The organism is Streptomyces coffeae, from assembly GCF_016741875.1.
GTDB lineage: Bacteria > Actinomycetota > Actinomycetes > Streptomycetales > Streptomycetaceae > Streptomyces > Streptomyces coffeae.
In genome coordinates this window covers 398,224-412,948 of the sequence record NZ_JAERRF010000007.1, presented here as the reverse complement: position 1 = coordinate 412,948, position 14,725 = coordinate 398,224, and the positions used below count along the sequence as shown (strand labels likewise).

The 14,725-nt window shown below is 70.6% G+C and carries 15 protein-coding genes; 1 reads left to right on the top strand and 14 read right to left on the bottom strand.

What is annotated here, in order from left to right:
• Positions 1 to 4: 4 nt before the first annotated feature.
• From JK363_RS14920 to JK363_RS14865, 12 genes are all read right to left on the bottom strand, one after another.
• Entirely contained in the window at positions 5 to 793 is a 789-nt protein-coding gene (locus JK363_RS14920; protein WP_201875351.1) for an SDR family NAD(P)-dependent oxidoreductase, read from the bottom strand.
• Positions 790 to 1,797, bottom strand: coding sequence for a hypothetical protein (locus tag JK363_RS14915; protein WP_201875350.1), 1,008 nt, complete (start codon positions 1,795 to 1,797; stop codon positions 790 to 792). Before JK363_RS14915 ends, JK363_RS14920 begins: the two co-directional genes overlap by 4 nt.
• Positions 1,791 to 2,981: a methionine adenosyltransferase gene (locus JK363_RS14910; protein WP_201875349.1), complete on the bottom strand. Its 1,191-nt coding sequence runs from the start codon at positions 2,979 to 2,981 to the stop codon at positions 1,791 to 1,793. Before JK363_RS14910 ends, JK363_RS14915 begins: the two co-directional genes overlap by 7 nt.
• A 243-nt stretch (positions 2,982 to 3,224) precedes the next feature.
• Positions 3,225 to 3,965, bottom strand: coding sequence for a helix-turn-helix domain-containing protein (locus JK363_RS14905; RefSeq protein WP_236075773.1), 741 nt, complete (start codon positions 3,963 to 3,965; stop codon positions 3,225 to 3,227).
• Positions 3,966 to 4,074: 109 nt separating this feature from the next.
• Positions 4,075 to 5,388: a DegT/DnrJ/EryC1/StrS family aminotransferase gene (locus tag JK363_RS14900; protein WP_201875348.1), complete on the bottom strand. Its 1,314-nt coding sequence runs from the start codon at positions 5,386 to 5,388 to the stop codon at positions 4,075 to 4,077.
• The gene (locus tag JK363_RS14895) at positions 5,385 to 5,912 is read right to left on the bottom strand and encodes a P-loop NTPase family protein (RefSeq protein WP_201875347.1); all 528 of its coding nucleotides are present in this window, start codon (positions 5,910 to 5,912) and stop codon (positions 5,385 to 5,387) included. The genes JK363_RS14900 and JK363_RS14895 overlap by 4 nt, the downstream gene beginning before the upstream one ends.
• 58 nt (positions 5,913 to 5,970) lie before the next feature.
• Positions 5,971 to 6,921 carry a hypothetical protein gene (locus JK363_RS14890; RefSeq protein WP_201875346.1) on the bottom strand — a complete coding sequence of 317 codons (951 nt, stop codon included), beginning with the start codon at positions 6,919 to 6,921 and terminating at the stop codon, positions 5,971 to 5,973.
• Positions 6,918 to 7,952 carry a phosphotransferase enzyme family protein gene (locus tag JK363_RS14885; protein WP_201875345.1) on the bottom strand — a complete coding sequence of 345 codons (1,035 nt, stop codon included), beginning with the start codon at positions 7,950 to 7,952 and terminating at the stop codon, positions 6,918 to 6,920. Before JK363_RS14885 ends, JK363_RS14890 begins: the two co-directional genes overlap by 4 nt.
• Positions 7,945 to 9,057 carry an inositol-3-phosphate synthase gene (locus JK363_RS14880; protein ID WP_201875344.1) on the bottom strand — a complete coding sequence of 371 codons (1,113 nt, stop codon included), beginning with the start codon at positions 9,055 to 9,057 and terminating at the stop codon, positions 7,945 to 7,947. Before JK363_RS14880 ends, JK363_RS14885 begins: the two co-directional genes overlap by 8 nt.
• A 418-nt stretch (positions 9,058 to 9,475) precedes the next feature.
• Positions 9,476 to 9,949 (bottom strand): NUDIX hydrolase, encoded by a 474-nt coding sequence (locus JK363_RS14875; protein ID WP_201875343.1) that lies wholly within the window; start codon positions 9,947 to 9,949, stop codon positions 9,476 to 9,478.
• Positions 9,946 to 10,893 carry a phosphoenolpyruvate carboxykinase (ATP) gene (locus JK363_RS14870; protein WP_201875342.1) on the bottom strand — a complete coding sequence of 316 codons (948 nt, stop codon included), beginning with the start codon at positions 10,891 to 10,893 and terminating at the stop codon, positions 9,946 to 9,948. The genes JK363_RS14875 and JK363_RS14870 overlap by 4 nt, the downstream gene beginning before the upstream one ends.
• Positions 10,894 to 11,427: 534 nt before the next feature.
• A complete protein-coding gene (locus JK363_RS14865; RefSeq protein ID WP_236075807.1) occupies positions 11,428 to 12,516 on the bottom strand; it encodes a LuxR family transcriptional regulator in 1,089 nt (362 codons plus the stop codon).
• 267 nt (positions 12,517 to 12,783) lie between these two features.
• On the opposite strand from JK363_RS14865, the gene JK363_RS14860 reads away from it, so the two are divergent.
• Positions 12,784 to 13,203 carry a hypothetical protein gene (locus JK363_RS14860; RefSeq protein ID WP_201875340.1) on the top strand — a complete coding sequence of 140 codons (420 nt, stop codon included), beginning with the start codon at positions 12,784 to 12,786 and terminating at the stop codon, positions 13,201 to 13,203.
• 259 nt (positions 13,204 to 13,462) lie between these two features.
• Here JK363_RS14860 and JK363_RS14855 read toward each other — a convergent pair whose 3' ends face one another.
• Positions 13,463 to 13,909 carry a hypothetical protein gene (locus tag JK363_RS14855; protein WP_201875339.1) on the bottom strand — a complete coding sequence of 149 codons (447 nt, stop codon included), beginning with the start codon at positions 13,907 to 13,909 and terminating at the stop codon, positions 13,463 to 13,465.
• A gap of 19 nt (positions 13,910 to 13,928) precedes the next feature.
• A complete protein-coding gene (locus JK363_RS14850) occupies positions 13,929 to 14,714 on the bottom strand; it encodes an alpha/beta fold hydrolase (RefSeq protein WP_201875338.1) in 786 nt (261 codons plus the stop codon).
• Positions 14,715 to 14,725 lie beyond the last annotated feature (11 nt).

Sequence of the window (14,725 nt, the reverse complement as noted above, 5' to 3'; positions counted from 1 at the left end):
CGGCTCACACCGCCAGGTATCCGCCGTCGACGGGCAGGTCCGTTCCCGTGATGAAGCTCGCCTCGGAGGAGAGCAGGAAGGCGATCGGTGCCGCGATCTCCTCGGGGTCGGCGAAGCGCTTCAGCAGGAACTTTCCACCGTGTTCGGGAGCGGCCTCGGCCGTCGCCCGGTCAAGGCCCAGTGCTTCGCGGTGGAATCGCTCGTTGTTGGCGTTCCACACGGTGCCCGGACTGACCGAGTTGACGCGGATCCCGCGCGGGGCGAGTTCCTCGGCCGTGCAACGGGTGAAACCGAGCACGGCGGCCTTTCCGGTGTTGTAGGTCAGATAGCCGCTCTGCGAGATGTGCGCCGATATCGACGCCATGTTCACGATGGCCGCGTCGGCCTCACGCTCCGGGAGACCCGCCACGAACTCACGTGTGACCAGGGAGAGTCCGATGATGGTCGGGTCGAGGGCGGCATGCCAGTCCGCCGCGGTCGCCTCCAGACCCTTGAAGACGAATCCGGCGGCGAGGTTGACCAGGAGCGTCGGCCGCTGCCAGCCCTCCGGGAGGCCGTCGAAGGCCGCCGTGACCGCCGCGGCGTCCATCACGTCGCCGACCACCAGATGGACCTGGTGCCCCTGGGCGGTCCAGGCCGCGACCGAGGCCCGGCCGTGCTCCTCGCTCTTGTCGTAGACCAGCACCCGGCAGCCCTCGGAACACAGTCGCTCCACGACCGCCGCACCGATGCCCTGTGCTCCGCCGGTCACCATCGCGGTGCGTCCGGCGAGTCCACGTGTCCGGCCCCTCATACTGCCCACTCCTTCGCGGTGGTGACCCACTGTCCGACGAGGCGGACGACTTCGTCACGGTCCAGGTGCTCGGTCGCGCCGTGCGGGGCCAGCGTCCGCCCCATGCCATCGGTGAGGTCCCGGTCGGCGGCCAGCGCGGCCACGGCGCCCAGGTTCACACCGGCACCCGCCAGGGACCGGCCCAGGGGGGTGCTGTCCAGGCCGTCCCCGTCCTTGGCGGAGAAGTACCGCCAGTTCTGGAACATTCCTTCCAGGTGGCCCGCCGACAGGTGCACGGCGTTGCGTCCCTCCGACACGGCGATGCCGTGCTCGCGTGCCACGGCGCCCAGGGTGCCGCGCAGTGAGCCGGGGTGGGCCCGCAACGGGTGCAACTCGCCGAGAACGTGGCCACGCAGCTCCGCCACGGGGCGCTCGCTGTGGCACTCCAGCAGGCCGACCAGGGAGTCCGGGGCGCGGTAGCCCTCGCTCAGGGCGGGCAGGAAGCCGTTGAGGACCGTCACCGGCCGGCCGTTCACCTCGGTGACCGAGGCGTACGAGCCCGAACCCAGCTTGTGGATGCCCGCGCCCCGGCAGCGTTCTTCCAGGGCGCGCGGGGACAGGCCCCCGTGGGCCATGGCCTCGTAGGCCGCGAGGACCTGGGCCACGTCCGTGCGCTCCCGCAGGGCGTCGAGTGCGCCGCGGGCGTCGGGGGTCAGGGCGGCGGCTCCGTCCGCGGCCACCCGGTGCAGTCGGGGGTAGTGCAGGAACAGGTCGCCGCGGGCGGCGAAGTCCGCCGCCGGGACCACCGCGCAGCGAAGGACGGCCACATCCTGGCGGCCGAGTGCCCCGACCGCCTCCGCCAGTGTGGCGGCCGCGTGCGGGGCGGTCATGACCTCGGGCTTGACGAGGACCGCGACATGACTGCCGGTCTCGGGGGCCGGTGTGTCCGGTCTGCCGCTGTCGGCGCGGCTCCGGGTGTCCAGCGCCTCGGCCGACAGGAAGCGGGCCCGCTCAGGGGTCACCACAGCGTGACACCCGATTCGATGAGTTCCGTCGTCAGGTCGCCGGAGCTTGCGACCGTTTTCTCCACCAGCTGCTTCAGCGCGGCCTCGTCCGCGTCGGGGGAGGTCACGACCACCTCGTCGGGACGCTCCAGCGGGGCCTCCTTGGAGGTGAAGATGTGCACCTGGGAGGGGCCGCCGAACCGCTCGTGGACCTGTCGGGCCAGCCGCATGGCCATCACGTTGTAGATCTTGCCGGTGTGGTCGAGCGGATTCTTGCCCGCGGGCGCCTCGATGCTCATCGGGCGCATCGGGGTGATGAGACCGTTGACGCGGTTGCCGCGGCCGACGACGCCCACATCGCCGGTGTCGGCCACGGAGCCGATCGCGGTGAGGTACGGACGGCCGTTGCGATCGGTGGCGTTCATGAGCATGCGGCAGTCCTGGATGCCGAGCGAGGCGACGTACGCCTCCAGCTCCTGCTGGATGACCGCCTTGCGGGCCCAGTACTGGTCCATCGACTCGATATCGGCCGCCAGGAAGGGCATGTTGACGACGAGGCTGAACGCGTCCTGACGGCGGCTGCCGAAGACCTTGACGTCCCAGCCGGTGTCGGCGTGGCGCTTCTTGAAGCCGGCGCCGTTGATGAGGTTCTCCAGGCCGAGAACCACGGTCTCCAGGCGCGACAGCGGAGCGTATCCGTGCAGCAGGTTGGTGTCGTTGGAGACGAGTCCGGCGGCGCCCAGCTGCACCAAGTCCTCCGGGGAGGACGGCTGGTAGCGGGAGACACCGCGGCCCGAGCCCTGGTGGTCGACGATGCCCAGCTCGATCACCAGGTGTTGTTCCGGCCGGAAGCCGGTGGTGACCTCGGAGAGGACGTCGGCGGCGGCGCGAAACATGATGTCGCGCACCGGGATCTCGGCGGCGCCGACGCGGTAGGCGCCCTTGCCGAACACCTTGACGCGGTACGGGGAGGTGATCTCACCCCGGCCGAAGTCGATGTCCGCGCCGCCGCCGTACAGCGTGACCTTGTCGAACCAGTGGTGGGCGACGCCACCGAACTCCTTCAGGCAGTACTGGGAGTAGTAGCGGGACATGCGCTCCGCCATGGCGTCGCACATGGTGTCAGGGTGGCCCACCCCCTTGCGCTCGACGAGTTCGTAGGGAAGGTCCTCGACGGTGCGGGAGTCGCGTTCGATCGACAGCATGGCCATCTCTTCCTGTCCTGCTCCGGCGTACGCCGGCGGCTCCTGGTCTGCGGCGGCCGCGCGTCCTCACGCGCCGCACGGGAGGGTGACGGGGTGGTGGAACAAACAGGCCCGCCAGGGACGTGGGGTGACATCGAAGGGACCGCCCGACGACCCGTGGGACCCGGCGCTCCGCGGACCGGGTCAGCCTGCCAAGCGCCCGGGGCCCGGTTCAACGGACGTTCCGGCAGCCGGAACACTGCCTCACGACGCGGTCACCAGCTCGGGATCGCGCTGCATGGCACGGGAGACCGCGGCGCACGCGGTCTTCAGGTGTGCGGCAGCCATGGCCACTTCGAGCCGGGCCCGCGGCCCCGCGACGGCCAGTGCCCCGGCGGCCGCCCCGGCCGCCGTCAGCACCGGGGCGGCGACACCGACCGCGCCGGACGCGCCGCGGACGGCCGCGAAACCCTGGTGCCGCGCCCGGGCCGTCTCGGCATCCCGGTGCACCGCGCGCCCGCGCACCACCGTGTCGTCCTCGGCCCCGAAGGCGTGGAAGATCCTGGTCGCGGCCCGGTCGGAGGCCCGCATCTCCTCCATGGCGAGTCCGTGGCCGGGTCCGTGGTCGGGTCCGTGGGTACGCCGTACGGTGTCCACCAGGACGGCATCCGGCCCGGTGGGGTCGGCGATGAAGACAAAGGCGCTACCACGGGTGATGCGGTGCAGCTGCTTCGCGTAGGGGACGGCGATGTTGCGGAGCATCAGCTGACGGGGGACCCGGGCGCCCAGCATGAACAGGCCCATGCCGAGCCTGAGTCCCCGCTCGCCGCGCTCCAGCATGCCCTCCTTGACCAGCTCGGCGATGATGCGGTGGGCCGTCGCCTTGGGCATCTCGGCCCGCCGGGCGATCTCGGAGAACGGCAGCTCCGGCTCACCCGGCCGGAAGGAGCGGAGGACGCACAGACCGCGCGCGAGCATGGAGCGGGAGCTGTTCTCGACGGACATGAGGACTTCCTCCGTGTCAGGGCGGTGCAGAAGCAGTGATGCGGTGGCGGCGCGGGACGCCGATCGGCCCCGCACCGGCGCCCGGGACCGTGGTGGTGCTTCAAGCCGGTCAGTGCTGTGCGGTGCGGGCGGGGTCCTGGACGGTGAGGGCACCGGCGGCGTACCGGTCGTGCAGTTCCCCTGCGTTGTCCACGACCTTGCGGATGCCTTCGGCCCAGGCGTCCATCAGGTCGCCCCGCTCCTCGGAGTACACGGGCAGCCGCAGCACACGGGAGAGGTAGGCGTCGACACCCGGGAACTCGTCGCCTCGGTAGCGGCGGTAGGTGCTGTCGCCGGGGTGGTACGTGCCGGGATGCCAGGACGCGCTGCGGAAGGCGGCCTCCCGGTGCAGTGGGGGTGAGGTGGGCCGGGTCAGCGGGACGCCCTCGGCCCTGGCGGCGGCGGTGAAGACGTCGATGGGGAGGCCGCCGAGCTCCTCGGCGGCGTAGAGGGGCTGGTAGCTCACGTAGTGGGCGACGCGGTCCACGTGCGCCTGCCGCACCGGAGGGGTGATGCCCGGGATGTCCCTCAGGGGGGCGCCGAGCCGGTCGCAGTTCTTCTCCCGGCCTTCCAACACGGTGTCGAGCCGGGAGAGGGCACCCCGGGCGAGGGCCGAACCGACCGGGTGAATGCGGTAGTTGAGGCCGAAACCCGTCCGGCCGTAGCCACCGTACTCCTCACTGGTGACGTCCTCCTCGCCGCGGTCGAGGCAGTGGCCGAGCAGCACCGCGCGCTCGTAGATCCTGCGGTCGTCGGTGACCAGGATGCCGCCCTCACCCGCCGTGACCTGCTTCTTGGCCTGGAGGCTGAAGGCGGCGACATCGCCGTGGCGGCCGACCGGGCGGCCCGAGCACGCCGCTCCGTGGGCCTGGGAACAGTCCTCCACGACCGCGAGGCCGTGCTCGCACGCGAAATCGGTGATGCGCTCCATGTCGGCGGGGAAGCCCATGAGGTGGGTGACCACGACGGCCCTGGTGCGGGGTGTGAGGTGGGCGGCCAGCCCGTCGGGGTCCAGGATGCCGGTGTCGGGGTCCACATCGGCCAAAACCGGCACCCCGTTGCAGGCGAAGACCGGCATGGCGGTGGCGAGAAAGGTGTAGGCCGGGGCGATGACCTCGTCGCCGGGCCGCAGATCGAGGCCGAAGAAGGCCGAATGCAGGGCGGAAGTACCGGAGTTGACCGCGAGGGCGTGAACCACGCCGAGGCGCTGCCGGTAGCCGTCCTCCAGGGCCCGCACCTCGCCCTCGCTGCCGTTGTAGGAGATCTCGCCGCGCCGCAGCAGGGCGGTCACCGCCTCGATGTCCTTCTCGGTGATGTGCGGCCACACGGGCCGCTCGGCCGGGGTCAGCAGGGGCTGCCCGCCGAGGAGCGCGAGTCGCGTCATACCCGTTCCTTCGTGAGTAGGTCCTGGATGTCGTGCGAGGTCCGCAACCGCAGACAGCGGACGGAACGGGCCCGCATACGCGTGAACAGGGCGGTGTTGGTGCGCCGGACCACGGGAAACTCCCGGTGGGCCCACAGCACGAGCCCTACGGCGCTGCCGGGGCGTTCGCGGTTGCCGTTCCACAGCTCCTCCCGTGTGCGCAGCCGTCGCAGGGTGCGGCGCAGCAGCCGCGCGGTGGTCACGGAGCGGCGCGGGTCGACCCAGACGACGGTGTCGGCGAGCTCCTCCAGCACCGGGTGGGCCGAGGCGTACTGGCCGTCGGCGATCCAGCGGTCGGTGCGGTCCAGGGCGGCGATGCCGGCGAGGAACTCGTCCTCGGGGCGCCGCTGCCAGCCCGGTGCCCAGAACATCGCGTCCAGCTCGTAGTGGGGCAGGCCCCGGGCCTCGGCGAGAGCGCGGGCCACCGTGCTCTTGCCCGCGCCCGACGGGCCGACCACCCACACCCTGTTGCCGGTCAGCGCCACGGCCGCACACCCTTCCCGGCGGCGGGGGCGGCCCCGGCACGGTCCCCTGGGGACATGCTCACGTTCCCTGCCTTTCGAGAGGTGCGGGGGTGTGCCCGGCCAGGAGCCCGGTCAGTGCGCGGGTTCCGTCGTGCAAGGCGGAGAACCGCTGCCGCAGTTCGAAGGCGGGCACCTCCGCCGCGAGACGGGCGAGGAGGCCCCGCCGGCCGGAGGGCGTGACGGAGTCGAAGAACGGCAGCAGGAAGTCGACGTGCTTGACCGGGGTGGGCAACTCGTTGGCCACCAACCGGTCCAGAGTCTCGTCCGGGCCGAGGGGCACCACTTCGGGCTCGGTGTGGAACCGCGGGAAGACCAGGATTCCCACCCGCGCCTCGGCCAGCAACGGTCGGCCGCCCACGGCGTCGCGCACCTCCGACGGGTGGAGCACACGGTCGGTGTCCCCGGGCAGGCCGACGGCGGCGAAGGTGTCCCCCCGGACGGACACCCGTCGCGGCCAGCCGCGTCCGGTCCATCCGCCGTCCGCGTGGACGGAGACGTCGTCGTTGCCGACGAAGTGGTGCCCCGACCGCAGGGCGGATAAGACGGTGGAGGTCTTCCCCGCCCGTTTCGCGCCGAGGACGAGCGCACCGGACCCGCCATGGGCGACCATTCCCGCGTGCAGGAAGACCTCCGGGTCCGCCGTGTGCATCAGTCGCAGCAGGATGCGGGTGAAGCGGACGAAGTTGTACCGCAGGAAGTCGTGCGGCATCGCCGGGTCGAACAGCACCTCGCGGGCCGTTCCGTCGTACCAGAGCCGGGTGAGGGGTTCGGTGGCGCTGGTGATCAACGCCTCCTCCCCCGTCGGCCGCTCCCCGTCCGCGATCCCGATCCGCCAGCGGGCTGCTGACGCCTCGGGCGCGGGAGCGACGGTCACATACGGGGCGAGCAGCTCACGGACGTACGCGGCGGTGTCAGGACTCACGTCCAGCGCCACCGCATGCCGGGGAGTGCGGCATACGTACCGTGTCATCGCTCTGCCCCCCGCGCGGCTGTGGCGATGACGTCCGAGAGGATGCCGCGCACCGATGCGGCGCCCTCGGCCCGCCAGCCCAGGTACCACTCCAAGTGGCCCGGGGTGTGCCGGGTGACCTGCCGGAGGTAGTCGGGCGACGGAACGAAGTTCAGCTCCAGGACGGGTATCAGGGAGTCGAGTTCATCCGGCACAAGCGGCTGGTGAGCCGTCGAGGCGTCGAGCACCGCACGGGCCCGGTCGGACAGGATCTGGAAGCTGCCGCGGGCCCGCCGGGGCAGGAACAGCAGCCCCCGGGCGATGTCGTAGACGCGGGACCGCAGTTGCAGCGCGTCCCAGTCGAGAACGCAGGCCAGCTCCCCGCTGTCGGAGTACAGCAGGTTGGAACCGGCGACCTCGCCGTGCGTGAGGACCTCGGGAAGGCCGGCGTACCCGGCGAGTTCGGTCCGGGCCCGGCACAGCACCGCGGAGAAGGCGCGCCGGGCGGCGGCGCGCACGGCGGCGCTGACATACGGGGCGGCGATCTCGTCCACCTCGTCCAGCACCTCGTGCGGGGGCCGCTCGGTGGCGAGCCAGAACTCCAGGTTCCGGGTGGAGCAGTGACCGTCCGCGGGCAGTCCCTCGACCGGGACGCGGTGCAGCGCCGACAGGAAGGCGCCGACCTGTTCGATATCGCCCGGCCGGGCGGAGTCGAAGGGCCTGCCCCGGCGCCAGGGCCGCAGTTGCCAGACGGAACCGTCGTGGACCACCGAGCCGGCTCCGGTGGCGGTCGGCAGCGGCGGCGCGATGGGGATCCCGGCGGCGGCGATCCGGGGCAGCGCCGCCCCCTCGAAGGCGAGCCACCGCGGAGCGATGTCCCGCCCCAATCGCTTGAGCACGTACTGCCCGTCTGATGTCTCCACGCGCCAGAGGCTGTTGACGCTCTCCCGGTCGAGGGACCACGTCGTGTGGGCGCCGAGGCCGTACTCCCGGGTGAGGACACGGGCGACGGTGGTGTTGTGCCCGGGCAGCCAGGTGGCGGTGTCAGGCACTCCGGTCCACCGCCTGATGGGCGTGGTGCTCCGCCGACTTGCGCACGAACGCCTGGAAGTCGTGCAGCGCCTCGGACTCCCTGGCACCTGTCTTGGGGCTCTTGAAGAGGAAGGCGCAGACCGGGTCGATGACACCGACCATGCCCTGACGGGCGGCGCTGTGCGCGGCGCGGACGGCGTTGGCCAGCACGGCGGCGGCGTTGGGGCTGTCCTCGACCTCCAGGCGCAACTCCATGTGCACGGGGGCGCCGATGATGCTCTCCCCCTCGATGCGCAGGAAACACACCTTGCGGTCGCCGAGGTGCTTGACGAACCCGTTGGGTCCCGCGGCGACCTCGCGGGAGTCGATACCGGCGTTGGCGAGGGCCTTGCGCTTGGAGACCTGCTTCGAGCGGGACCTGGACGGGTCGGAGAGATTCAGGAAGTCGGTATTGCCGCCGACGTTCAGCTGGTAGTTGTCCTTCACTTCGACAGCACGGCTCTGGAACAACTCGATCAGGGCGGTGTGCAACGTGGTGGCCCCGAGGTGACTGCGCAGGTCGTCACCGAGGAGCGCGGCACCGCGCTCGGCGAACAGTGCGGCCAGCTCGGGGTCGTTGGCGACCGGCTCGGGGGTGGCGTTGACGAAGCCCGCCCCCGCCTCGGCAGCGGCCCTGGCATACGTGGCGACGGCCTCGGTGGAGCCGGTGGGCAGCAGACAGACCACGACATCGGGCCGCGCGTCGGCCAGGGCGGCTGCCAGGGACGCCGGGGAGGCGTGGCCGACGTCCGCATGGGTGCTGACGGCATCGCTGAGCGCGCCGTCGAGGCCGTCGAGCAGCGGGCCGGCCTGGACCTTGACGCCCAGGTGCGGCACATCCACGTGGCGGACGGCGGCGGTGCGGCCGGCGTACACGGCTTCGGACAGGTCCCGGCCCACCTTCACGCTGTCGACGTCGAAGGCCGCGACGAATTCCACGTCGCCGAGCCGGTGACCACCGATGTACTCGTGCATCACACCGTTGGCGGGGCCGGGCTGTTCCCGGTCCAGGGCCACGGACTGGACGAAACTGGAGGCGCACGAACCGACGCCGACCAGCGCGACCCTGATCGCGTTGCTACTCAAAGGTTTCCCTCCGGATGTTTGCGTGACGACCAATGCACGGTTGCTCTCGGCGCGTTGAGGCATCGCACGCAGCCGGGACCGAAAAACAGCCGGGCCGTTCTCACCATGTTTATCCACCGGAGCAATCGCGTGACGGGCATAACCGATCCCCCTCTAGGGATTCACCCAGAATCTTCCGGCGCCGGACAACCCGAACCGGGGGCGCAATGGCTGCTATCACGCGAGCATTTGACCGTCCCGTTGCACAAGAATGACCCTGCAAAAGGGTTGTCGGAGCGTGGAGCTAAAACCTTTTCCAAATCCGGAACCGGATGTGTGTGATCGGCATCGGAGTGGCGGCGACAACAGGCGCGCGTTTGCCGGTACGGGGGCCCGGCGCCCTCACCGGGTCGGCGACGCCTGTCCTCCGGTCCCGCGGTCAGCTGCCGACGGCTTCGGGCCCGGCGGGGGCGCCGTCGGTGAGGACGGCGCGCAGCCGCGGCGCCAGGTCGGCGGGCACCAACCGGTCCGCGGTGGCATCCAGCTCGTCCAGCGTCCACCAGCGGTGGCCGGTGACCGTGTCGATCTCTCCCTGACTGAAACCGCTGGTGTCGATGGTGAAGTGGGGCACCCGGCAGAGATAGATGCGCTCGCGGCAGTCGTAGGTGTTCCCTCCCCAGGAGGCCACGGCCTGCCGGTACCAGATCTGGGGACCGATCGCGAGTTCCGTGAAGCCGGTCTCCTCCTCGACCTCGCGGCGGAGGGCGGCCTCGGGGGACTCGCCGTCCTTGATGCCACCGCCCACCGGGTACCAGAAGGTGCCGCCCTCGTCGACGCTGGAGAACAGCAGCAGTTTGCCGTCCTCGTCCAGCAGCAGGGCACGGGCGCTGTAGCGAATCTGAGGGGCCGTCACAGACGGACTCCTGTCGTTTCGGTGGTGTCGTCGGCTGATGTGGTCAGCCAGGCTGTCAGGGTGTCCCTCCCGTAGGTCGCCGGTGTCCACACACCGTGCCGGGCGGGTACGGCAGCGGCCAAGGCGCGGAGCCGTCCCGTGGGGTCGTCGGCCGGCTCGGGGCTCGGGTCGGCCGACAGCCACCGGCTGCGGTAGGCCGTGTCGGGCACGAGGACATGCTCGGCCAGCGCGGTCACGGCCCGCGCCGCGGGCAGCGGCCTGGACAGGGGCCGGGGCGTGCCGGTGTTCTCGAGCACCACGAGCTGGTCGATCCGGGTGGACGCCGCGAACTCGACACCTGCCAGGCGGTGCATCTCCCCGTTGCTGAGGGAGAGTTTGCCCTTGGGATCCGGCCTGCGCACGGCCGCTTCGCCATGTCTGATGAGCGTGTCCCGCTCATCGGGAGCGATACCGAGACCGAGCGCCGCCTCGCGGGTGAGCCGGGTGGACAAGGGCAGGCCGATCACGGTCCATCCCGCGGCGCCGGCCAGCAGCAGGGATCGGTCGGTGGCCACGCAGTAACCACCGGCGCGGGCGATTTGCACGGCCGTGGAGGTCTTGCCCGCGCCGGAGAGCCCCGCGAGGACGAGTCCGGTGCCGTCGGGCATGACGGCCGCCGCACCGTGCAGCATGAGCGCGCCACGGCCGACGAAGTGCTCGCGCACCAACTCCCGAATGGTGCGGGTGACAACGAGCCCCAGCTCGTGCTCCTGGGCGGCGACGATCTCCCACGCGCGGAAGTCCGTGGTGACCAGGGCGTGCGTGAACTCGTGCCCCTCCCCCGAGACGATGACGAACGCCCCGTCCTCGCGCCGGTGGCAGTCGTACCACCATCCCGCGCACGACTCCCGGCGCTCGGTCGCCGGTGGCCCGGTCAGTTCCGCGAGCCGCGACGGAGAACTCACGGCCGAGATGTCGAACCGCGTCACCACCGGGTTCACATCGGTGCGAGCGAGCTGGTGCTGACTGCTGATGTAATCGACAACTCCCGGGCCCTCGGCGCGGACTCGGAACGCCAGATCGTGCCAGACAAATTCGGTTTCACATTCCGATAGCAAGTCCACCACTCTCCGATCCCTTGCACATACCAACCTCACCTGCGGCTAGCCATGATGCCGTCACGGCATGCCCTGCGTCCCACAGAAAGCGGTGGCTGAAAAGCGATGGCTGCTCGTGAGCGGCTATCTCTGTACGGACCGGGTCAGGGCGGCGAAGTAATACGTCCCTGAGGCCGAGCATACACATGACATCGTGGTGCCCGGATTCACTCTCGATTCCCCACGTTGAGCAAACTCGCACACTCTGGCGTGCTACTGACACGCCAACTCCGCAGCGGTTCGACAAGTCTGGGACATCGCCTAGTTTCGGCTCGCCTGTCGGCGTCGCGCAGCACCTGCCCTCCCCAGCTCCGGGCCCGCTCTCGGCTCTGCGTGCCGGGCTCAGAGGCGAACGTCGAGGCTCCGGACCGCTTCGGGGAGTTGGCGTCGCCCGGTGATGTTGAGTTTGCGGAACGAACTGGTGAGGTGGTTTTCCACGGTGCGCTGGGTGATGAACCGTTCCTGGGCGATCTCACGGTTGGTGAGACCTTGGGCGGCCAGGACCACAACCCGGCGTTCGCTTTCGGTCAGGGCCTGGATTCCGACCGTACGCAGGCTGCGGGGGCGGCCCCCGAAAGTCCGCAGCCTGTCGAGGGCCCGGTTGCTCAGTGCCGTCGCACCGCAGTACTGCGCGAGCTGGAGTGAGCGGCGAGCCAGCTCGCGCGCCAGGCGGATATGGCCGGATTCGAACCTCAGGGTGGCCAGGTCGATGAGCGAGCGTGCCTGTTCCAGGGTGGCCCCGGCCTCGTCCAGCAGTCCGACGGACTCCTCCACCAAACGCTGTCCCCGCCCCCCGCGCACAGTGAGCCCGGCGGCGCGCAGGGAGATGCCCACAGCCCGCGGTGTGCCGAAGGCACGTGCCTGGTGGAGCTCCTCCTCCGCGAGGCGTTGGGCGGATGCGTGGTCGCCCATGGCCAGGTGGACGAGGGCAGCTTGGGAGCGCCAGGCCAGCACGGCCGGGTTGTCCCGTCGCCACTCCGTCTGGCGACGTCCGCATGCAAGGAGGTCCGCCAGGGCGTCTTCGAGGTGACCGTGTGCGAGGGAGAGCCGCGCGCGGGCTTCGAGAAGGTGACTGCCGTGCCAGACGCCGTCCAAGCGGTTGCCGTCGGGCACGGCGAGAAGAGGTACGGCCTGGTCGGCCTGGTCGCATTCCACCAGAGCCCGTACCAGGGGGGCCGTGACGAGGGCCAGTCGGTTGTCCCCACGGGAGGAGGACAGCAGCTCCAGACAGGTGCGGCCGGTGTCGATCGCCGTGTGCAGGTCACCGGTGCGCCAGGCGTGCTCGGTTCTGTTCAGCGACGCCCAGATCCGGGCCTGCGGCTCGCCATCGCGCTGGGCATGAGCGGCCAGCCGGTCGATGAACACGGCCGCTTCCTCGTCCTGGCCGCACCAGGTCAGCGCCTGCACGGCCAACCCGGCAACTGTGATCATCACGCCTGGCGAAAGATCACCTTTCAGCGCCCGGCGGGCCTCAGTGGCCATCGCAGCAGCATCCGGTTCCTGGTCCGCTCCACAGCGTGCGCGAAGGGCCGCCGTCCCCCGTTGGACCATCTCATCGTCCGGATACCGTCCCTCGAACTCCGCAACCTCCCGGGCCAGGTGAGGCCGCTTCGCCCGGTCGTCCGCATCGATCAGCAGACGCTGTAGGTGCAGACGCGCGGCCAGGTCATGGCGGGGTGATCCGGTGGTGACGAAGGCATGGGCTTCGCGGTCGAGCACTTCGGTTGCCTGGCATCCACGGCGACAACGGGTCAGAGCATCGGCAAGAACGGTCACCACCTCCAGCCGCCGCGCCGGGTTCTCATGGCCGAGAAGGCTGAGCGCCTCGGTGAGATGACGCACCGCAACCGCCGGATGCAAGCCCGCCTCGATCTGGCCCAGCTCCGCCAGCACAACGGCACGCTCGCCCGGCGACAGCGGCTCGTGCAGAATCCGGCGGAGGTAGTCGGCGGCAACGCCGGGCTCTGCTCGTTCCGTGGCAGCACGGGCAGCGGCCCGGAGCACACTCACCACCCATGGCTCACCGGCCGACTCGGCGGCCAGCAGGTGCCTCGCGATCTCCTCGGGCGGCGCATCCTCATCGTGCAGCGCACGCGCGGCCCGGTACCGCGGACATGACTGCTCACACGGCTCCGTCACAGTGATGACCGTTCCTCCCCACTAGACGCCCCATCAGGTCAGCCCCTCACACGGCAGACCCACCGCACATGCGGCCATCTCCCCGGGGGTGGAACCCGGCGATCCGCACCACCATGGCCGCCCGTCCGGGGCACCGGGCAGGGGAGGAATACGCATCTCACTACTCACACCGCGGATGCTCACCCCACGGCGGCAGGGCCGGCTCTGCCCGCAGAGCCGGCCCTTCACTGCATCGGTGTCACCCGGCGGCTCTCCGCAGTCCGGCCACCTGCAACGCGGCGAAGACCACGACCGCGATGCCGATGAAACCGATATACAGGGTCCCGAGATCAGTCACGGGGAACCAGCCGGCCGTTGCCAGCGCCAGGCAGCCCACTGCCCAGACGACGTTGAGAACCACCGCGCCGACCGCGATCCACCGGATCACCCTCGGCCGGGTGGCGGCGTACCACAGCGCAGCCGCGTAGACCGCCAGGAACCCGCCCTGTGCCCAGTGCAGCCACGCGGGAAGGCCCAGCAACCCGTCCATCGGCCGCGCGCCCAGCAGACTGAGCACGGCAACCGCCCCGGACACCGCCCCGTCCAGCTTCAGAGCCAAACGCAGCAGACTCTGCTCCTTCACCTGCCCGGTTCCCACCGCACCGGTCTGCGCTGCATGCATAACGACCGCCTTCACTTCCTTCACTTCTCGTGCTGAATGGTGGTCACGCGGTGCGGGAGCCGGACCGGGCCGCGGAATCAATCACCTTGGCGACCTGCTCCGGGTGGGACAGCGGCGCGGCATGGCTCGCGGGAACAGACGTGGTGATCGCCTTCATACGCTCGGCCATCCACCGCTGCGCCGCGGGCAGCAGCGCCCGGTCCTCCTCGGCCACCACGTACCACGACGGAACAGACGCCCACGCCGGCTCACCCGAGCGGGTCTCGAAGCAGGCAGGCGCAGCCGGCTTCTGCACACTGGCCAGCACCGCCGCACGGGACGGGTGCAGGTCCGCGGCGAACACCGGCCCGTACTGGTCGGGGTCAAGCCACATCCGGCCCTGCTCATCCTGGCGCAGTGCCTCAGCCACCGGCGAGGGGAAACGGGCCAGAACATCGTTGCCGTTCTCGCCCTTGTCCGGCGCGAACGCCGCGACATACACCAGGGCGGACACATTCGCCGCCCCCTGAGCCGCGTTGGTGATGACCGCGCCGCCGTAGGACCACCCCGCCAGAACCACCGGCCCGGGCAACCGGTCCACCAGCTGCCGGACCAGGGTGATGTCTTCCTCCACCGACGTCAGAGGCAGTTGCACTGCCTGCACCCGGTGCCCAGCTTGGTGGAGCTTGGGGATCACCTCGCTCCAGCTCGAACCGTCCGCCCACAGCCCGTGAACCAGCACAATATCCGTCATTGCCATCAATTCCCTGAACTCGTCGAGGGTCCGCCCGGTGATCAGCGCCGGACGGAACAGACTTGCCGGGGACCAAGACTGGTCAACCGGACGCATCGGCGGATCAC

Coding starts and splice junctions, on each gene's coding strand:
- JK363_RS14920 (WP_201875351.1), bottom strand. CDS start 793: ATGAGGGGCCGGACACGTGGACTCGCCGGACGCACCGCGATGGTGACC.
- JK363_RS14910 (WP_201875349.1), bottom strand. CDS start 2,981: ATGCTGTCGATCGAACGCGACTCCCGCACCGTCGAGGACCTTCCCTAC.
- JK363_RS14905 (WP_236075773.1), bottom strand. CDS start 3,965: ATGTCCGTCGAGAACAGCTCCCGCTCCATGCTCGCGCGCGGTCTGTGC.
- JK363_RS14900 (WP_201875348.1), bottom strand. CDS start 5,388: ATGACGCGACTCGCGCTCCTCGGCGGGCAGCCCCTGCTGACCCCGGCC.
- JK363_RS14890 (WP_201875346.1), bottom strand. CDS start 6,921: ATGACACGGTACGTATGCCGCACTCCCCGGCATGCGGTGGCGCTGGAC.
- JK363_RS14865 (WP_236075807.1), bottom strand. CDS start 12,516: ATGATCACAGTTGCCGGGTTGGCCGTGCAGGCGCTGACCTGGTGCGGC.
- JK363_RS14860 (WP_201875340.1), top strand. CDS start 12,784: ATGGGCTTCGCGGTCGAGCACTTCGGTTGCCTGGCATCCACGGCGACA.
- JK363_RS14850 (WP_201875338.1), bottom strand. CDS start 14,714: ATGCGTCCGGTTGACCAGTCTTGGTCCCCGGCAAGTCTGTTCCGTCCG.